Source organism: Pantoea sp. Seng (assembly GCF_009829935.1).
Taxonomy (GTDB): Bacteria; Pseudomonadota; Gammaproteobacteria; order Enterobacterales; family Enterobacteriaceae; genus Pantoea; species Pantoea communis.
Genome location: NZ_SZZV01000020.1, coordinates 1 through 19,915 on the forward strand (window position 1 = coordinate 1; position 19,915 = coordinate 19,915).

Annotated in this window: 16 protein-coding genes and 1 pseudogene; 13 read left to right on the forward strand and 4 right to left on the reverse strand. The window is 54.6% G+C overall.

Annotated features, from left to right (window positions below; genetic code table 11):
* The 11 genes and pseudogenes from FD737_RS18945 to FD737_RS18995 all read left to right on the forward strand — a co-directional run.
* Window positions 1–573 (forward strand): annotated as a pseudogene (locus tag FD737_RS18945) (penicillin-binding protein 1C); the annotation flags it as partial.
* A 169-nt stretch (window positions 574–742) separates the two neighbouring features.
* The gene (gene ndk / locus FD737_RS18950) at window positions 743–1,174 is read left to right on the forward strand and encodes a nucleoside-diphosphate kinase (RefSeq protein ID WP_007884899.1); all 432 of its coding nucleotides are present in this window, start codon (window positions 743–745) and stop codon (window positions 1,172–1,174) included.
* Between the two features lie 187 nt (window positions 1,175–1,361).
* On the forward strand, window positions 1,362–2,531 hold the full coding sequence (locus FD737_RS18955) for a bifunctional tRNA (adenosine(37)-C2)-methyltransferase TrmG/ribosomal RNA large subunit methyltransferase RlmN (RefSeq protein WP_034825665.1): 1,170 nt from the start codon (window positions 1,362–1,364) through the stop codon (window positions 2,529–2,531).
* A 76-nt stretch (window positions 2,532–2,607) separates the two neighbouring features.
* Window positions 2,608–3,342, forward strand: a complete 735-nt coding sequence (pilW, locus tag FD737_RS18960; protein ID WP_160834289.1) for a type IV pilus biogenesis/stability protein PilW — start codon at window positions 2,608–2,610, stop codon at window positions 3,340–3,342.
* Window positions 3,332–4,348, forward strand: a complete 1,017-nt coding sequence (rodZ, locus tag FD737_RS18965; RefSeq protein WP_038645413.1) for a cytoskeleton protein RodZ — start codon at window positions 3,332–3,334, stop codon at window positions 4,346–4,348. The genes pilW and rodZ overlap by 11 nt, the downstream gene beginning before the upstream one ends.
* A 38-nt stretch (window positions 4,349–4,386) precedes the next feature.
* Entirely contained in the window at window positions 4,387–5,508 is a 1,122-nt protein-coding gene (gene ispG, locus FD737_RS18970; protein ID WP_034825671.1) for a flavodoxin-dependent (E)-4-hydroxy-3-methylbut-2-enyl-diphosphate synthase, read from the forward strand.
* Window positions 5,509–5,614: 106 nt separating this feature from the next.
* On the forward strand, window positions 5,615–6,889 hold the full coding sequence (gene hisS, locus FD737_RS18975; RefSeq protein WP_097118606.1) for a histidine--tRNA ligase: 1,275 nt from the start codon (window positions 5,615–5,617) through the stop codon (window positions 6,887–6,889).
* A gap of 39 nt (window positions 6,890–6,928) precedes the next feature.
* Window positions 6,929–7,546 carry a YfgM family protein gene (locus FD737_RS18980; protein ID WP_045814917.1) on the forward strand — a complete coding sequence of 206 codons (618 nt, stop codon included), beginning with the start codon at window positions 6,929–6,931 and terminating at the stop codon, window positions 7,544–7,546.
* A gap of 19 nt (window positions 7,547–7,565) precedes the next feature.
* Window positions 7,566–8,747 (forward strand): outer membrane protein assembly factor BamB, encoded by a 1,182-nt coding sequence (gene bamB, locus FD737_RS18985; protein WP_097118605.1) that lies wholly within the window; start codon window positions 7,566–7,568, stop codon window positions 8,745–8,747.
* Window positions 8,748–8,924: 177 nt separating this feature from the next.
* Complete coding sequence (gene der, locus FD737_RS18990) at window positions 8,925–10,418, forward strand: ribosome biogenesis GTPase Der (protein WP_160834290.1); 1,494 nt, start codon at window positions 8,925–8,927, stop codon at window positions 10,416–10,418.
* Window positions 10,419–10,835: 417 nt separating this feature from the next.
* Window positions 10,836–13,274 (forward strand): glucose/quinate/shikimate family membrane-bound PQQ-dependent dehydrogenase, encoded by a 2,439-nt coding sequence (locus tag FD737_RS18995; protein ID WP_097118604.1) that lies wholly within the window; start codon window positions 10,836–10,838, stop codon window positions 13,272–13,274.
* 88 nt (window positions 13,275–13,362) lie between these two features.
* Here FD737_RS18995 and FD737_RS19000 read toward each other — a convergent pair whose 3' ends face one another.
* The 4 genes from FD737_RS19000 to xseA form a co-directional block, all read right to left on the reverse strand.
* Window positions 13,363–13,545, reverse strand: coding sequence for a general stress protein (locus FD737_RS19000; RefSeq protein WP_045814915.1), 183 nt, complete (start codon window positions 13,543–13,545; stop codon window positions 13,363–13,365).
* A 105-nt stretch (window positions 13,546–13,650) separates the two neighbouring features.
* Window positions 13,651–13,977: a protealysin inhibitor emfourin gene (locus FD737_RS19005; protein ID WP_034825682.1), complete on the reverse strand. Its 327-nt coding sequence runs from the start codon at window positions 13,975–13,977 to the stop codon at window positions 13,651–13,653.
* Entirely contained in the window at window positions 13,974–14,987 is a 1,014-nt protein-coding gene (locus FD737_RS19010; protein WP_160834291.1) for a M4 family metallopeptidase, read from the reverse strand. Before FD737_RS19010 ends, FD737_RS19005 begins: the two co-directional genes overlap by 4 nt.
* Window positions 14,988–15,034: 47 nt before the next feature.
* On the reverse strand, window positions 15,035–16,408 hold the full coding sequence (gene xseA / locus FD737_RS19015) for an exodeoxyribonuclease VII large subunit (RefSeq protein ID WP_097118602.1): 1,374 nt from the start codon (window positions 16,406–16,408) through the stop codon (window positions 15,035–15,037).
* 169 nt (window positions 16,409–16,577) lie between these two features.
* On the opposite strand from xseA, the gene guaB reads away from it, so the two are divergent.
* Both guaB and guaA read left to right on the forward strand, forming a co-directional pair.
* Entirely contained in the window at window positions 16,578–18,044 is a 1,467-nt protein-coding gene (gene guaB / locus FD737_RS19020; RefSeq protein ID WP_034825688.1) for an IMP dehydrogenase, read from the forward strand.
* A 72-nt stretch (window positions 18,045–18,116) separates the two neighbouring features.
* The gene (gene guaA / locus FD737_RS19025) at window positions 18,117–19,697 is read left to right on the forward strand and encodes a glutamine-hydrolyzing GMP synthase (protein ID WP_160834292.1); all 1,581 of its coding nucleotides are present in this window, start codon (window positions 18,117–18,119) and stop codon (window positions 19,695–19,697) included.
* The last annotated feature ends 218 nt before the right edge of the window (window positions 19,698–19,915 follow it).

A 19,915-nucleotide genomic window follows, 5' to 3' on the forward strand; every position in this document is an offset into this window, starting at 1 on the left:
AGCATTTGCTGGCCCGGAGGACAAACTTTGCCGCAGGGCGACGAAAATTGCCGCCAGCGCCGCCAAAGCTGGATACTGAATCAAACCGTGCCGCCGACACTGTTGGCACCCGGTCAGGAAGGGGTGAATGGTTTACGTCAGCGTTATTGGATCAACCCGCAGGGCTTACGCGTGGCGGCAGATTGCCCTAAGGCGCAGAGTCACGAAAGTTTGATGTGGCCACTGCCGCTGGAACCCTGGTTGCCGATGGCGGAACGCCGCCAGCAGCGCCTGCCGCCTGTTGATCCTCGCTGCCCACCCTTAAATCAGGGCAGCGCGCCACCGCTCTTGATCACCGGCGTGATTGAGGGGCAGCGTGTGCAGCCGCTGCCAGGCAAAGTGGTATTGGTGCTGCCGGTGGCCGTTCAGGGCGGAAAGGGGGCGCAGCGCTGGTGGTTTTTGAACGGGCAACCGGTGGAACAGAAGGCAGAACAAAACAGTGCGGCGCTGGTGCTCAGCGAACCGGGCCAGTATCAACTGGTGGTGATGGATGAGGCGGGCCAACTGGCATCCGTCTCATTTATTCGGGGTTAGATATCCGCGCATGCCAGATTCTGCGCGTGTTCGCCCCGACAAAAATCAATTATTTTCGATAATTCCACCAATCGGCAATAGGCAACGCCCGATGATGTCCCTATAATCGGCGCGTTTTCTTACCGGGAGCGAATTCCCGGTTTCTTCAGGATGCTAACTAGAGGTCATCATGGCAATCGAACGTACTTTCTCTATCGTTAAACCAAACGCCGTCGCTAAGAACGTGATTGGTGCTATCTACAACCGTTTCGAAAGCGCAGGCTTCAAAATCGTTGGTGCAAAAATGCTGCACCTGACCAAAGAGCAGGCTGAAGGCTTCTACGCTGAGCACAAAGGCCGTCCATTCTTCGATGGTCTGGTTGAGTTCATGACTTCTGGTCCAGTAGTTGTTTCTGTTCTGGAAGGCGAAAACGCCGTTCAGCGTCACCGTGATCTGATGGGTGCAACCAACCCAGACAACGCACTGGCCGGTACTCTGCGTGCTGACTACGCTGACAGCTTCACTGAGAACGCAACCCACGGTTCTGACTCAGCTGAATCTGCTGCACGCGAAATCGCATACTTCTTCGCAGAGAACGAAGTCTGCCCACGCACTCGCTAAGTGCGTTGCTGCCAATGCGGATAAACGACTTTACACCTTTTCATCATCGGTAAAGTCGTTCCCCTGGCATCATGCAGCAGATGTAGTACAATAATGCGCCCTTGTTGAGCCTGGCTCAGCGAGGGCGTTATTTTTTTCCTATTCTTAACCAGAGCCGTAACGTGTAACAACGAGGCCAGAGAACATTATGTCCGAACAGATTGTGACGCCGTCGTCCGCTTCCCCCGTGGTTGTTTCCCCAAAAAACGAAAAAATTAACCTGCTGGATCTTAACCGTCAGCAGATGCGCGAATTCTTTTTAGAGATGGGTGAAAAGCCGTTCCGCGCCGATCAGGTCATGAAGTGGATGTACCACTACTGCTGCGATGATTTCGAGCAGATGACTGACATCAACAAAGTGCTGCGTGGCAAATTGATGCAGCGCGCTGAAATCCGTGCGCCGGAAGTAGCGGAAGAGATGCGTTCCAGCGATGGCACTATCAAGTGGGCGATTCGCGTGGGCGATCAGCTGGTCGAAACCGTGTATATCCCGGAAGCTGACCGTGCAACGCTGTGTGTCTCTTCACAGGTAGGCTGTGCGCTGGAGTGCAAATTCTGTTCGACTGCGCAGCAGGGCTTCAACCGTAACCTGCGTGTTTCCGAAATCATTGGTCAGGTATGGCGCGCGGCGAAAATTATCGGCGCGGCGAAAATTACCGGCCAGCGTCCGATCACCAACGTGGTGATGATGGGCATGGGCGAGCCGTTGCTCAACCTGAACAACGTGGTGCCAGCAATGGACATCATGCTGGATGATTTCGGTTTTGGTCTGTCAAAACGTCGCGTGACGCTGTCTACCTCGGGTGTCGTGCCGGCACTGGATAAGCTGGGCGATATGATCGACGTGGCACTGGCGATTTCGCTGCACGCACCGAACGATGCGATTCGTGACGAAATTGTGCCGATCAACAAAAAGTACAACATCGAAACCTTCCTCGCGGCGGTTAAACGCTACATTGGGAAATCGAACGCCAATCAGGGCCGCGTGACCATCGAGTACGTGATGCTGGATCACATCAATGACAGCACCGACAACGCGCATGAGCTGGCTGCACTGCTGAAAGAGACGCCGTGCAAGATTAACCTGATCCCATGGAACCCGTTCCCGGGCGCGCCATATGGCCGTAGCTCCAACAGCCGTATCGATCGTTTCTCCAAAGTGCTGATGGATTATGGGTTTACCACTATCGTGCGTAAAACGCGTGGCGACGATATTGATGCGGCTTGTGGTCAGTTAGCAGGTGATGTTATCGACCGTACCAAGCGCACCTTGCGTAAGAAAATGGCCGGTGAAACCATCTCTGTGAAGGCGCTCTGAAACACGGCGCCTGGTGATACCCACCGGGCGTAAGCCGTGCCAGTCTCTCCTCTCAATGTCAGAGGGAGAGACTGAAATGCACAAAGGATTATCGGCAGTGTTGTTGGCGGGCTTTGTTGTAACCGGTTGTGTCAATCCACCGGCCCAGCAAGGCGCTGCGGATATCAGGCTACAGCTAGGGTTGCACTACCTGGCGGTGAAAGATTTTGCTGCAGCACATCGTAATTTATTACGCGCTGAGCGGGCCGCACCGCAAGATTATCGTGTGCCGTTGGCGCTTGCGCGGCTGGCACAGGCGCAGCAGAATAGCGCGCAGACCCATTGGCACTACCAACGCGCCCAGCAGTTAGCGCCAGCGAATGGCTACATCGCTAACAATTACGGTGCGTTTCTTTGCGGTTTAAGGCAGTATGGCGAAGCGCATCAACAGTTTAAGCTGGCGATGGCTGCACAGGAAATCGAAGCTCGTCAGGATGCATTTCTGTTTTCGGGCTATTGTTACCTGCAGGCTGGAGAGAGTGCCTCAGCGCGCGAGTCTTTGAGCAACGCGCTGATTGCCGCACCGGAGCAAGGCAGTCAACTGCTTCTGGAAGTGGAAAGGCGGCTTGAACAGCAGGATCGCATGGCGGTTCCGCTGCTATTAGAAGTGTACCACCAGCGTTTGCCCGTAACGGCAGAGAGCCAGTGGTTACAAATACGTTTCGCCGCGCAACAGGGAAACGCTGCTGACGTTACACGTTATGGCGACCGGTTGGCGCGAAGTTTTCCACAATCGATACAGTACCAGCGTTATTTAGCTAATGAATACTGAAGCCACTCAAGAGAATTCTGCAGTACATTCCACAGGTGAACGCCTGCGTCTGGCCCGTGAGCAGATGGGGCTGACTCAGCAAAATGTCGCTGAACGCCTGTGCCTGAAACTTTCTACCGTACGAGACATTGAAGAGGATAAGTCGCCAGCTGATTTAGCTTCGACGTTCTTGCGCGGTTACATTCGTTCTTATGCTCGTCTGGTGCATGTGCCGGAAGATGACCTGTTGCCGATGATGGCGAAGCAGGCTCCCGTGCGCGCGGCCAAAATTGAGCCAATGCAGAGCTTCTCGTTAGGTAAGCGCCGTAAAAAGCGTGATGGCTGGCTGATGATTTTCACCTGGCTGGTGATTTTTGTGGTCATTGGTCTGACCGGCGCGTGGTGGTGGCAAAACCATAAAGCCTCGCAGGCCGATCTGGTCTCAATGGCTGACCAGAATGGCAGCAGCAGCGATAACAGTCAGTCTATTCCGCTGGGTGAAAACAGCACTGACAGCGCGACTGACAGTGATACCAATGCCGCCGGTACGCCGGTGGATAACGGTGCAGGTGCGGTTGCGACACCGAGTACCAGCAACAACGCGGCTTCGGCTGCCAACACCACTGCGCCTGCGACCAGCAGCGATAACGCCGTGGTTTCACCGAGCCAGGCACCGATCGATAACGCACCGCCAGCAGCCACCTCTCCGGCACCTGCCAACAGTGTACCGGCAGGTCAAATGCCGACCAGCAACGCGGCGGTAAGCCAGCCAGCGGGCGACCCAAATGCGGTGGTGATGAATTTCAAAGCCGACTGCTGGCTGGAAGTCACCGACGCTACTGGCAAGAAGCTGTTCAGCGGATTGCAACGTAGCGGCGGTAAGCTCAGCTTGTCCGGAACGGCTCCGTATCGTCTGAAAATTGGCGCTCCGAGTGCGGTTGATGTGCAATATCAGAATCAGCCCGTTGATTTAAGTCGTTTTATCCGTAATAACCAGGTTGCCCGTCTGACGCTGGGTGCGCAATAACGCGCAGCGCGCTTTCCGGGTAATTGTGGAGAGAGAATATGCATAACGAAGCACCCATTATCCGTCGCAAATCAACACGGATTTACGTCGGCAAGGTGCCGGTTGGTGATGGTGCGCCCATTGCCGTTCAGTCAATGACCAACACCCGCACCACGGATGTGGACGCCACGGTTAACCAGATTCGCCAGCTTGAGCGTGTCGGTGTCGATATCGTGCGCGTCTCTGTTCCGACCATGGATGCGGCGGAAGCGTTCAAACTGATTAAGCAACAGGTCAATGTGCCGCTGGTGGCGGACATTCATTTTGACTATCGTATCGCACTGAAAGTCGCCGAATATGGCGTCGACTGCCTGCGCATCAACCCCGGCAATATCGGCAACAATGAGCGTATCCGCCAGGTCGTGGATTGTGCCCGCCATTACAACATTCCTATCCGTATCGGCGTGAATGCTGGTTCACTGGAAAAAGATCTGCAGGAAAAATACGGTGAGCCAACGCCACAGGCGCTGCTCGAATCCGCGATGCGTCATGTTGATCACCTCGATCGCCTCAACTTTGATCAGTTCAAAGTGAGCGTAAAAGCTTCTGACGTGTTCCTGGCCGTTGAATCTTATCGCCTGCTGGCAAAAGCCATCGATCAGCCACTGCATCTCGGTATTACCGAAGCGGGTGGCGCGCGCGCCGGTTCAGTAAAATCAGCGATCGGCCTGGGCTTGCTGCTGGCGGAAGGGATCGGCGATACGCTGCGCATCTCTCTGGCGGCAGACCCGGTGGAAGAAGTCAAGGTCGGTTACGACATTCTGAAATCGCTGCGCATTCGATCACGCGGTATCAACTTTATTGCCTGCCCAACCTGTTCACGTCAGGAATTTGATGTGATTGGGACGGTGAATGCGTTGGAAGAACGTCTCGAAGACATCATCACGCCAATGGATATCTCGATTATCGGTTGTGTGGTGAACGGTCCTGGCGAAGCCACTGTTTCGACCATGGGCGTGACGGGCGGTAGCCGTAAAAGTGGTTTCTACGAGGACGGTGTGCGTCAGCGCGATCGCCTCGATAACGACAATATGATCGACCAGCTGGAAGCACGTATTCGTGCCAAGGCCAGCATGCTGGATGAAAGCCGCCGCATTAACGTGCAGCAGCTGGAAAAATAAGGGACGGTGCGCGCCCGCCGCGTGCCGGTTTGTGATTGAACCTGTGCGGTTTCATCCTCATAAGGTATGATGCCGGACAGGTTTTTTTGTATTAAGAGATTCTAACGTGGCGAAGAATATTCAAGCGATCCGTGGGATGAACGACTACCTGCCGGCGGATACTGCGATTTGGCAGCGTATTGAGGGCACCCTCAAGCAGGTGCTGGCCAGTTATGGCTTTAGCGAAATCCGTTTGCCGATTGTAGAGCAGACCCCGCTATTTAAACGCGCTATCGGTGAAGTCACCGATGTGGTTGAAAAGGAGATGTATACCTTTGACGACCGCAACGGTGAAAGCCTGACCCTGCGTCCGGAAGGCACCGCGGGCTGCGTGCGCGCCGGTATTGAGCATGGTCTGCTGTACAATCAGGAACAGCGTCTGTGGTACATCGGTCCGATGTTCCGCTACGAACGTCCGCAGAAAGGTCGTTACCGCCAGTTCCATCAGATTGGTGCGGAAGTGTTTGGTCTGCAAGGCCCGGACATCGATGCTGAACTGATTATGATGACCGCACGCTGGTGGAAAGCGTTAGGTATCGCTGAACACGTGAGTCTCGAACTCAACTCTATTGGATCACTGGAAGCGCGCGCGAACTACCGCGACGCACTGGTGGCCTTCCTTGAGCAGCACAAAGATAAACTGGATGAAGATTGCAAACGTCGTATGTACAGCAATCCGCTGCGCGTACTCGACAGCAAAAACCCTGACATCCAACTGTTACTCAACGATGCGCCGACGCTGAATGAATATCTCGATGAAGACTCACGCGCGCACTTCGACGGGCTGTGCAGCCTGCTGGATGACGCGGGTATCGCTTACACCGTGAACCAGCGTCTGGTGCGTGGCCTCGATTACTACAACCGCACCGTGTTTGAGTGGGTGACCAACAGCTTAGGTTCACAGGGCACCGTGTGTGCCGGTGGACGCTACGATGGTCTGGTTGAACAGCTGGGTGGTCGCGCTACGCCAGCGGTCGGTTTTGCCATGGGTCTTGAGCGTTTGGTATTGCTGGTCCAGGCGGTTAATCCAGAATTTGAACCGACGCGCATTGTTGATGTCTATGTTATCGCTTCGGGGCAGGGCGTTCAGTCCGCTGCGATGCAATTGGCGGAAAAACTGCGTGATGCAGATCCGGCGCTGAAGCTGATGACCAACTTCGGTGGTGGTAACTTCAAGAAGCAGTTTGGCCGTGCAGACAAGTGGGGCGCACGCATTGCGCTGGTGCTGGGTGAAGACGAAGTGAAAGCGGGCCAGGTTGTGATTAAAAACCTGAGCACAGGCGATCAGCAAACCGTTGCCCAAAGCGAAGCCGCTGCGACATTGCGCACGCTGCTGCAGTAAACGCAGCACTGCAACAGCCATTTAAAGGAGAGGGATTGCGTGGAAGTTTACAGCAACGAAAACGAACAGGTTGACGCACTGCGTCAGTTCTTTGCGAACAACGGCAAAGCGCTGGCTGTGGGTGTGATCATCGGCATTGCTGCACTGGGTGGCTGGCGTTTCTGGACCAGTCATCAGGATGGTGCGGATAAAGCTGCGTCGGCACAGTATCAACAACTGACCACTGCGATGCAGGCGGATAAGCCGCAAACGCTGGAAGCGGTTGCCGCCTTTGCCAATGAAAATAACAACACTTATGGCGCACTGGCTTCGCTCGATTTAGCGAAACAGTACGTTGAAGCAAATCAGTTAGATAAAGCCATTACGCTGCTTCAGAGCGGGCTGAAAGATACCAAAGATGCCAACCTGCAGGCGGTGATTAACCTGCGTCTGGCACGCATTCAACTGCAGCAAAATCAGGCCGATGCCGCACTTTCAACTCTTAACAATGTTAAGGGTGATGGCTGGACAGCCATTATTGCGGACATTCGTGGCGAAGCACTGCTGAGCAAAGGCGACAAGCAGGGCGCACGTGATGCCTGGAGCAAAGGTGCTGAATCGCAGGCCTCTCCTGCGTTGAAGCAAATGCTGCAGATGAAGATGAATAACTTAAGTTAAGCCAGTCAAGAGAGCGCACATGGAATTACGTAAATACCTGCTGCCAGGGCTGATTTCAGTCACTCTGCTCAGCGGTTGCTCGCTGTTCAGCGGCGAAGAAGATGTAGTAAAAATGGCTCCGCTGCCGAAAGTGGAAAACCAGTTTACGCCACAGACGGCCTGGAGCACCTCGGTGGGTGATGGCGTTGGCGATTTCTATTCCAATCTGCATCCAGCCTGGCAGGACGGTACCGTCTATGCGGCCGACCGCTTTGGCGTAGTGAAAGCCCTGGATGCCAGCAACGGTAAAGAGAAATGGAAAGTCGATCTCTCTGAGAAAACCGGTTTCTTCTCGAAAAACATCTCAGCTCTTCTCTCTGGCGGCATTACCGCTACCAGCGATCGCATTTATATCGGCAGCGAGCGCGGCCAGGTCTTTGCACTGAACAATAACGATGGCAGCATCGCCTGGCAGACGAAAGTCGCCGGTGAAGCGATGTCGCGTCCAGTTGTGAGTGATGGCCTGGTACTGATCCACACCAGCAACGGTATGTTGCAGGGGCTGGACCAGAGTACTGGCGCGATCAAATGGAGCGTCAACCTCGATATGCCTGCGCTGTCACTGCGCGGTGAATCTGCACCGACTGTGGCATTCGGTGGTGCGATTGTCGGTGGTGACAATGGCCGCGTGAGTGCAGTAATCATGAACCAGGGGCAGTTGATTTGGCAGCAGCGTATTTCGCAACCAAGTGGCGCCACAGAGATTGATCGTCTGAGCGATGTGGATACGACGCCGGTTGTGGTTAACGGTGTGATCTATGCGCTGGCTTACAACGGTAATCTGACCGCGCTGGAACTGCGTTCAGGCCAGATTCTGTGGAAACGCGAAATCGGCGGCGTGAAAGACATGGTGGTTGATGCGGGTCGTATTTACCTGGTCGATCAGGATGACCGCGTGATTGCGCTCAATGCCGACGGTGGCGTGGCCATCTGGCGCCAGAGCGATCTGCTGCATCGCAACCTGACTTCACCAGTGCTGTTTAACGGTTATCTGGTGGTTGGCGATAGCGAAGGTTATGTGCACTGGATTAACACCCTTGACGGGCGCTTTGTTGCGCAGCAGAAACTGGACAGCGATGGCTTCCAGACTGACCCGGTGGTTGCCGGTGACAAGCTGCTGATCCAGGCGAAGGGCGGCGAAGTTTACGCCATCACTCGTTAAGATTGGGCTTTGCAGGAACCGGCTTCCTGCTCGCTAATACGGCTCCTGATTCGTCAGGGGCCGTTTCGTTTTTAGTCAGGCATGGTATTCTTAGCGCCTTCAGCCTGACGCCTTCTGGCAAATGTCGTTATAATCACGCCATTCGGGCGATTTATTTTTAAAACTGAGGCAAGTGTTATGGTACCTGTGGTCGCGCTGGTTGGGCGTCCCAATGTGGGAAAATCTACGCTATTTAACCGCTTAACGCGCACTCGTGATGCGCTGGTAGCGGATTTTCCTGGACTGACTCGCGATCGCAAATATGGTCGCGCCGAAGTGGAAGGGCGCGAATTCATTGTTATTGATACCGGCGGTATTGATGGCACCGAGGAAGGCGTCGAAAACCGCATGGCAGAACAATCGCTGCTGGCGATTGAAGAAGCGGATGTGGTGCTGTTCTTGGTGGATGCACGTGCGGGTGTGATGCCGGCCGATCAACAGATCGCCAATCACCTACGTTCGCGCGAAAAAGCCACCTTCCTGGTCGCGAACAAAACTGACGGTCTCGATCCTGATGCTGCCGTGCTGGATTTCTATGCGCTGGGCTTGGGTGACATTCACCCGATTGCGGCCTCGCACGGTCGCGGTGTGAACAACCTGCTTGAAGCTGCGTTGCTGCCATGGATGAAAGAAGCCGTTCCGGAAGTGGCGTTGACGGAAGAAGAAGAAAACGCCGCTTACTGGGCCGCGTTAGAAGAAGAAGAGGACGAGAAGGCGTTGGCGGAGGAGGAAGAAGAAAACTTCGACCCGACCACCTTGCCGATCAAGCTGGCTATCGTTGGCCGTCCTAACGTCGGCAAGTCAACGCTGACTAACCGCATCCTGGGTGAAGACCGCGTTGTGGTCTTCGATATGCCGGGCACCACGCGTGACAGCATCTACATTCCAATGGAACGTGATGAGCGCGAGTATGTGTTGATTGATACCGCCGGTGTGCGTAAACGCGGAAAAATCACCGAAACCGTAGAAAAATTCTCTGTCATCAAAACGCTGCAGGCCATTGAAGATGCCAACGTGGTGATGCTGGTGATTGATGCACGTGAAGGCATTTCCGATCAGGATCTGTCACTGCTCGGCTTTATCCTGAACAGCGGTCGCTCATTGGTGATCGTGGTCAACAAGTGGGATGGCATGACCCAGGAAGCGCGTGACGAAGTGAAAGAGATGCTGGACTTCCGTCTGGGCTTTATCGATTTCGCGCGCATTCACTTTATCTCGGCGCTGCACGGCAGTGGCGTAGGTAACCTGTTCGAATCCGTGACCGAAGCTTACGACTGCTCAACCAAACGTGTCGGCACCGCGATGCTGACGCGCATCATGACCATGGCTTCTGACGACCATCAGCCGCCGCTGGTGCGTGGTCGCCGCGTGAAGTTGAAGTATGCCCATGCTGGTGGTTATAACCCGCCGATCGTGGTGATTCACGGTAATCAGGTGAAGGATCTGCCAGATTCCTACAAACGTTACCTGATGAACTACTTCCGTCGCTCACTCAACGTGATGGGCACACCGATTCGCATTCAGTTTAAAGAAGGCGACAACCCGTACGCGGGCAAACGTAACCTGCTGACACCGACGCAGCAGCGCAAACGCCAGCGACTGATGTCGCATCTGAAAAAGAATAAGCGTTAAAGTGAAGAGGGCCCAAACGGGCCTTTTTTTTCGCCCTGATGCCGCACGATAAGCTCATCATCCCTGACATATCGCCTTAACATCAAAAATTACACTTTGATTCAGCCTCATATTTATTAATAACTTATGACTGGTTTTGTAGCAAAAATGCTATTACGCAGTAACTCCTTCGTTATGGATGTTCACTTTCTAATGAACCAGGTGGTACAATCCTGCCGCCTTGTAGCGAGAATCACTCTCACCTGCGATGTGTCCTTGCTCACAAGCGCCGAATGACGGGCATTGCACCCGTACCAATAGATATAAAATAAAGCGTAACGGTTTGGTTCCTGTCCCCCATCGTTGGCAGGAGCATTGCTACTGGCTACAGCTTGTTAGCCGGCACCAGCGCGTTATTTTTTCAGGAGAGTTTTTGTTATGGCAGAAAATTCCGCTCGTCCCTGCAAAGGGTTGAGTATCTGGTCTGTATTGTTCGGGCTGGTCCTGCTGGCTGTCGGTCTGTTCTTCGCGATCGGCGGTGGCAAGTTGGTCGCTCTGGGCGGCAGCTGGTACTTCCTCATTTCCGGTATTGTGATGTTGCTGTCGGCGGTTCAGTTCTTCCGTCGCAAATCATCCGCCGTGACCTTATTCATTCTGGTCTTCGTTGGCACCCTGATTTGGGCGCTGTTTGATGCGGGCTTCCACTTCTGGCAGCTGGTTTCACGCCTGATGGTGCCTGCAGGCCTGATGCTGCTGGCGTTCCTGACCTGGCCAGCGCTGCGTAAGCGTGAAGGCAAAAGCTCTCTGGCGAAAGTTTCCTATGTCCTTTCAGCAGTTATCGCTGTTGGCATGGTGGCAACTTTCGTGCAGATGTTCCAGCCGCACCCAACCGTCGCTTTCGAAGGCAAACAGCTGCCGCTGATTCCGGTGGACAAGTCTAAACCACAGCAGGACTGGAGCAGCTACGGCCGCACGCCTGAAGGTGACCGTTTCGCGGCGATCGACCAGATCACCCGTGACAACGTAAAAGACCTGCAGGTTGCATGGACCTTCCACACTGGCGATACCCCGATCAGCCCAACCGGTAACGGCGCGGAAGATCAGGAAACGCCACTGCAGGTAGGCAACACCCTGTACCTTTGCACCCCGCACAACAACGTGATTGCGGTTGCAGCGGATACTGGCAAGCAGATCTGGAAGCGTGAAATCAACGCACAGGCAGAAGTGTGGAACCGCTGCCGTGGTCTGGCGTATTTCGATGCGACCAAACCCGTACAGCAGCCAACACAGCCTGGCTCAACGCCGGTTCCTGCGCCAGCTCTGGCGGCAGGTGATACCTGTCAGCGTCGTATTCTAATGAACACCATTGATGCGCGTCTGATTGCCATCAATGCTGACAACGGTGAATTCTGTGAAGACTTCGGCGACCACGGTGTGGTTGACCTGAAAAAAGGTCTGGGTAAAGCGCCCGATCCACAGTATCAGCTGACGTCTGCACCACAGCTGGCCGGCACCACCGTAGTGGTGGGTGGTCGTGTGGCAGATAACGTCCAGACCGATATGCCTGGCGGCGTACTGCGCGGCTTTGACGTTATCACCGGTCAGATGCGTTGGGCGTTTGACCCAGGTAACGATGACCCGAATGCCATCCTGATGCCGGGCAAAGACTACACCCGTAGTACCCCGAACTCATGGGCACCGATGTCATACGACCCGGCGATGAACACTGTGTTCCTGCCAATGGGTAGCTCGTCTGTGGATTTGTGGGGTGCGAATCGTACCAAACTGGATCACACCTACGGCGCATCAATTCTGGCGCTGGATGCGACTACCGGCAAGCAAAAATGGGTTTATCAGACCGTACATAACGATCTGTGGGACTTCGACCTCCCAATGCAGCCGAGCCTGGTTGACTTCCCGATGAAGGATGGCACCACCAAGCCTGCGGTAGTGATCGGTGCAAAAACCGGTATGATTTGGGTGTTGGATCGCCTGACCGGCAAGCCTTTGACGAAAGTTGAAGAGCAGCCGATGCCGCAGGGCCATATCCCGAACGAGCAGTACACCAAAACACAGCCGCACTCAGTGGAAATGCCTAACATCGGCAACCAGAAGCTGACCGAGTCTGACATGTGGGGCGCGACGCCGTTCGACCAATTGGTGTGCCGTATTGCCTTTAAAGGCATGCGTTACGATGGACTGTTCACTGTTCCGGACACTGACAAATCACTCAGCTTCCCAGGTTCACTGGGTGGTATGAACTGGGGCAGCATCTCGTTTGACCCGAACAACCAGTACATGTTTGTTAACGACATGCGTCTGGGCCTGTGGGTACAGATGATTCCTCAGGACACCACTAAGTCTGCTGCCAGCAACGGCGGTGAAGCGATCAACACCGGTATGGGCGCAGTTCCGCTGAAAGGTACCCCTTACGCTGTTAACAAAAACCGCTTCATGTCTCCACTGGGTATTCCGTGCCAGGCACCACCCTTTGGTACGCTGTCAGCTATCGACATGAAAACCCGTCAGATCGTATGGCAGGTGCCAGTCGGTACCGTGCAGGATACCGGTCCATTCGGTATCAAGATGCGCGCACAAATGCCAATCGGTATGCCAACGCTGGGTGGCACCTTGGCAACTCAGGGTGGCCTGGTGTTCATCGCCGGTACGCAGGATTACTATCTGCGCGCCTTCGATAGCTCAACCGGTAAAGAAGTATGGAAAGCTCGTCTGCCAGTCGGCAGCCAGGGTGGCCCAATCAGCTACGTTTCGCCGAAAAATGGCAAACAGTACATCCTGATCTCCGCAGGTGGTGCACGTCAGTCACCAGACCGTGGTGATTACGTGATTGCTTACGCGTTGCCAGACAGCAAGTAAGTCTCAGTAAGAAGAAAGGCCGACATCATAATGTCGGCCTTTTTTTATTAACCATCCGTGGCGCACTTCACTCCTTAAGGTACCTTATTCACTGCTGCTTGGAGGGGCGACGGCTTTTTTGACCTCCTTTTCTTCCAGCTTCCCTGGCTCTCTCAGGATCGTTTCTGAAATTGCCCCCACTGACTTTGCCGCCAGCACTGCCGGCTTCCCTGGCACGCTCCGGGTCCTCTGCAAAGTTCCCAGCACCGCCTCGTTGCTTTTTTTGTGTCATAGCAGAGACCTCATCTAAGGGTGTTTTCTTCGACGTGGACTAGCTAGCCACATTAATGATTATAGTCAGTAAGTTACAGGTTGCCTTGGGAGATCTCCGAGTTCTTCACTGACCGTCGCGCCAGAGAGCCTCTAATTCTGGCGATGCCACAGTTTCTGGAATTAAAATCACGATGGATCCCGCCTCTTGATGGGTGGCATAGGTGATTTGAATGCGAAAATAGCGCTGATCGCCGCTGCCAAGATTCGCCGCCTGATCTTCCGGTTCCCCTAACGGTAATGCCTGCTCCAGCACGTTACACACCCGCTGTTTTTGTGGCTCCGGAAGTTGAGCCAGCGCAAAGCGGCGCTCGCCTCGCAGATTGGGGATAAAAGCAATGCCGCCTTCACGCGCCAGTTCGATAATGGCGTCATCAGTCAGTTGAATATTCACGTTACGCCTACCTGTTGCCAGGCGGATTGAATTGCTTCCGCCACCGAGCGATTGAATCGCTTGCCGCCATGCTCGACGGTGAAACGCGCAAAGGTGCTGAAATCGGCATCCTGCGGCAGTGTTTTGTCACAGAGGGTGTCGTACCAGGCGTGGCCCGCTAACTCCCAGGCAAAGCCGCCTAGTGCTTTAGCGGCGAGGTAAAACGCACGGTTAGGAATGCCAGAATTGAGGTGAACACCGCCGTTGTCATCCCGCGTTTCGATGTAGTGATCCATATCCGCCGGTTGCGGGTCTTTGCCGAGTTTCGGATCGTCGTAGGCCGTGCCAGGTGCGGACATGGATCGCAGTCCACGGCCTTTAATCCCGGATGCTAACAAGCCCTCACCAATCAACCAGTCAGCCTGATCGGCCGTTTGCTGCAGGTGGAACTGTTTCACCAGCGAGCCGAACACATCAGACATCGATTCATTCAATGCACCAGACTGCTGGAAATAAACCAGCCCGGCCTCGTTCTCGGTCACGCCGTGGGTGAGTTCATGCGCGACCACATCAAGCGCAATGGTAAAGCGGTTAAAAATCTCGCCATCGCCGTCACCAAACACCATCTGCTGACCGTTCCAGAAGGCGTTCTGATACTCCTTGCCGTAATGCACGGTGCCATCCAGCTTCAGGCCCTGGTTATCCAGTGAGTTGCGCTTGAAGATTTGCCAGTAGAAATCGTAGGTGATGCCGAGATAATTCCAGGCCTCCTCGGCAGCGACATCACCATTGCCTGGCTGACCTTCATCGCGGATTAAGGTGCCGGGTAGATTCTGTGTGTTCTTCGCATCAAAGATGGCACGCAACACGCTGCCAGGCTGGGCGGTGGCCGCGCTGGCCGATTTATGATTGTGTTCAGTCATCAGTTGCTGAACATGGGTGAGGGTGCGGCGAGCAGACTCCTGAGGCGCACCCGAACAATGGTCAATGATGTTGCGAAGAATATACGGAGGAATAACGCTGTAGGTCATAGTAACTCCTGGCCGTGAGTGAACATGCCAGAAGTATAGTTTTTCAGCTAGGAGCGTGCTTTACGGCTACGCGATTTCTGCGGTTCAAGGGCGGTCACCTGGCTTTCCACCCAGCCATCATCCAGACGGGTGCGCAGCAAATCGCCTTTATGCAATTGCTGGGTTTTCTTCACCAGCTGGCCTTGCGTATCCGTTGTCACACTAAAACCACGCGCCAGTGTGGCAAGCGGACTGACGCCCTCCAGTTGTGCAGCCAGATTACCAAATCGCTGACGATTGTGATTCAGCTGCTTCTCCATGCCCTGTTGCAGGCGATACTGCCACTGCTGCATCTGCTGCTGCGCACGCAGAATGCGCCCTTGAGGCTGCTGCTGATTGAGGCGCTGTAACACGCGATCCTGCTGGCGATTAGCCACGCGCAGACGTTGATCCATTGCCTCGCCGAGGCGACGTTGCAACTGGAACAGTGTGGTTTGCTGGCGTGCCAGACGCAGCTGTGGATGTTGCTGCTGCAAACGATGTTGTATGCGGGTAAAACGGCGTTGCTGCTCTGCAAAGTAGAAATCCATCGCCATTTCCATTCGCTGCTGCTGTGACTGCAAACGGCGCAGCAGTTCGATCTGATTGCGGCTCACGATTTCTGCCGCCGCAGATGGGGTAGGGGCGCGCAGATCGGCGACAAAGTCGGCGATGGTGACGTCTGTCTCGTGGCCGACGGCACTGACGATGGGCAGGCGACTGGCAAAAATAGCACGCGCCACGCGCTCATCGTTAAAGCTCCACAAATCCTCCAGCGAGCCGCCGCCACGGCCGACAATCAGCACGTCACACTCATCACGCTGGTTCGCCAGTTCAATGGCACGCACAATCGCAGCCGGTGCATCCACACCTTGCACCGGCGTGGGATAGATAATTACCGGCAACGAGGGATCGCGGCGATGCAGTACGCGCAGCACATCATGCAACGCGGCACCGGTGGCAGAGGTGATCACACCGACCTGGCGCGCCGGATCGGGCAGCGGCTGTTTGAACTGCTGATCGAACAGCCCTTCGGCCGCCAGTCGCGCTTTCAATTGCTCAAACTGCTGCTGCAGCAGACCTTCACCCGCTGGATGCATGCTTTCGATAATCAGCTGATAGTCGCCACGCGGTTCATACAGCGTAATGCTGGCGCGCACCAAAACCTGCTGACCATGCTGAGGACGGAAGGTGACACGGCGGTTGCTATTACGGAACATCGCGCAGCGGACTTGTGCGCCATCATCCTTTAAGGTGAAGTACCAGTGACCGGAAGAGGGCTGGCTAAAATTTGAGATCTCAGCGCTGAGCCACACCAGGCCCATCTCATTTTCCAGCAGTTGGCGCACCGTGGTATTCAGGCGGCTGACAGTAAAAATATTGGCGGTTGGCGGTAGCGACATGTGATGTAGATCAAATTTTAAATCAGAGGGTTAATCAACCGATACTACATTGCTCACCCGAAGGATCAAGACTTTTTCCTAAAAAACACTGGAGGCAATCGATTTCGGCCTGTATAATGCCGCGGCAATATTTTATCTGTTTTAATCGCCCCCAGGTGGAGATATTGCAATGCTAAGAATCACTAAAGAAGCCCTCACTTTTGACGACGTTCTGCTCGTTCCAGCTCACTCCACTGTCTTACCGAACACCGCTGATCTCAGCACCCAACTGACGAAAAACATCCGTCTGAACATCCCTATGCTGTCTGCTGCTATGGACACGGTGACCGAAGCCGGTCTGGCAATTGCACTGGCGCAGGAAGGCGGTCTGGGCTTTATCCACAAAAACATGTCGATTGAGCGCCAGGCGGATGAAGTTCGCAAAGTGAAAAAACACGAAAGTGGCGTAGTGACCGATCCGCAAACTGTTCTGCCAACCACCACGCTGGCGGCAGTGCAAGAGCTGACCGAGCGCAACGGCTTTGCGGGTTATCCGGTTGTGAACACCGACAACGAACTGGTCGGTATCATTACCGGTCGTGACGTGCGTTTTGTGACGGACCTGAGCCTGCCAGTTTCCGCAGTGATGACACCGAAAGAGCGTCTGGTCACCGTTAAAGAGGGTGAAGCGCGCGACATCGTACTGCAGAAAATGCACGAAAAACGTGTTGAGAAAGCGCTGGTTGTGGATGACAGCTTCCACCTGCTGGGCATGATTACCGTTAAAGATTTCCAGAAAGCAGAGCGTAAACCTAACGCCTGTAAAGATGCGGAAGGCCGTCTGCGTGTGGGTGCTGCGGTTGGTGCGGGCGCCGGTAACGAAGAGCGTGTTGACGCGCTGGTTGCTGCGGGCGTTGACGTTCTGCTGATCGACTCTTCTCACGGTCACTCTGAAGGCGTTTTGCAACGTATCCGTGAAACCCGTGCGAAGTATCCAGACCTGGACATCATCGGTGGCAACGTGGCGACCGGTGCAGGTGCATTGGCACTGGCCGAAGCGGGCGTGAGCGCGGTGAAAGTGGGTATCGGCCCTGGTTCAATCTGCACCACGCGTATCGTGACTGGCGTAGGTGTACCACAGATCACCGCTGTTTCTGATGCGGTTGCTGCGCTGGAAGGCACCGGTATCCCGGTTGTGGCTGATGGTGGTATCCGTTTCTCAGGTGACATCGCCAAAGCGATCGCCGCAGGCGCGGCCGCTGTGATGGTCGGTTCTATGCTGGCGGGTACTGAAGAATCTCCAGGCGAAATCGAGCTGTATCAGGGCCGTTCGTTCAAATCTTACCGTGGTATGGGTTCACTGGGCGCGATGTCTAAAGGCTCATCTGACCGTTACTTCCAGACCGATAACGCGGCTGACAAACTGGTGCCAGAAGGTATCGAAGGCCGCGTCGCTTATAAAGGCCGTCTGAAAGAGATCGTGCACCAGCAAATGGGCGGTCTGCGCTCTTGCATGGGCCTGACCGGTTGCCCAACCATCAACGATCTGCGTACTAAAGCCGAGTTCGTGCGCATCAGTGGCGCAGGTATCAACGAAAGCCACGTGCATGATGTGACCATCACCAAAGAGTCACCGAACTACCGCATGGGTTCATAATCCCGTAAGATTCAACGCCCGGCACCTGCCGGGCGCTTTTATTATTAAGTCCATCCCAATGGAAACGCCTCAATGACGACTGAAAATATTCATAAACATCGCATTTTGATCCTCGATTTTGGTTCTCAGTATACGCAGCTGGTCGCGCGCCGCGTGCGTGAGCTGGGCGTCTACTGCGAACTCTGGGCGTGGGATGTCACCGAAGAGCAGATTCGTAGCTTCAATCCGAACGGCATCATCCTGTCAGGTGGCCCGGAAAGCACCACTGAGCTGAACAGCCCACGTGCACCAGAATACGTGTTCAATGCTGGCGTACCGGTGCTGGGCGTGTGCTACGGCATGCAGACCATGGCAATGCAGCTGGGCGGCAAGGTTGAAGGCTCCAACGAGCGTGAGTTCGGATATGCGCAGGTTGAAGTGCTGACCCAGAGCGCGCTGGTCCGTGACATCGAAGATGCCATCAGCGCAGCCGGCAAACCGTTGCTGGACGTGTGGATGAGCCACGGTGACAAAGTGACCGCTATCCCGGCTGGCTTTGAAACCGTTGCCAGCACCGAAACCTGTCCGTTTGCCATCATGGCCAACGAAGAGAAGAAATTCTACGGCGTGCAGTTCCACCCAGAAGTGACGCATACCCGTCAGGGCCTGCGCATGCTGGAGCGTTTCATCCGTGATATCTGCGGCTGTGAAGCACTGTGGACGCCAGCCAAGATCATCGAAGATGCGGTTGAGCGTATTCGTGAGCAGGTTGGCGAAGATAAAGTGATCCTTGGCCTGTCAGGTGGTGTGGATTCCTCTGTCACCGCGATGCTGCTGCACCGCGCTATCGGCGATCGTCTGACCTGTGTGTTTGTGGACAACGGCCTGCTGCGTCTGAACGAAGCCGAGCAGGTGATGGACATGTTTGGCGATCACTTCGGTCTGAATATCGTTCACGTTGCCGCTGAACACCGTTTCCTCGATGCACTGGCGGGCGAGAATGATCCCGAAGCCAAACGTAAGATCATCGGCCGCGTGTTTGTTGAAGTGTTCGACGAAGAAGCGCTGAAGTTGACTGACGTGAAATGGCTGGCACAGGGCACCATCTATCCAGACGTGATCGAGTCTGCTGCTTCTGCTACCGGCAAGGCACACGTGATCAAATCGCATCACAACGTGGGCGGTCTGCCGAAAGAGATGAAGATGGGCCTGGTTGAGCCGCTGAAAGAGCTGTTCAAAGATGAAGTGCGTAAGATCGGCCTGGAACTGGGCCTGCCATACGCCATGCTGTATCGCCATCCGTTCCCGGGTCCAGGTTTGGGCGTGCGTGTACTGGGCGAAGTGAAGAAAGAGTATTGCGACCTGCTGCGTCGTGCCGATGCAATCTTCATCGAAGAATTGCATAAAGCTGACCTGTACAACAAAGTCAGCCAGGCCTTCACCGTGTTCCTGCCAGTGCGCTCTGTCGGCGTAATGGGCGACGGTCGTAAATATGATTGGGTTGTGTCACTGCGTGCAGTAGAAACCATCGACTTCATGACCGCGCACTGGGCGCACCTGCCGTACGATTTCCTCGGCCGTGTTTCCAACCGCATCATCAACGAAGTGAACGGCATTTCTCGCGTGGTTTACGATATCTCAGGTAAGCCACCGGCCACGATTGAGTGGGAATAATGCAGTAGTGTTATTTCGCCATAATGCCCCGGCCTAGGCCGGGGCATTTTTTTTGTAAATTAGCCGACCTCACTTAAGTGGGTAATCGACTGATGAAATAACATCATCATATAAATCATCATTTTTCTTTTTTTCAGAAATCGGCATTGATAACATTGGTGTGACGGGATGCGATTTCATCATATTTCATTATAAAACTAATGCTATTTTACTAATGG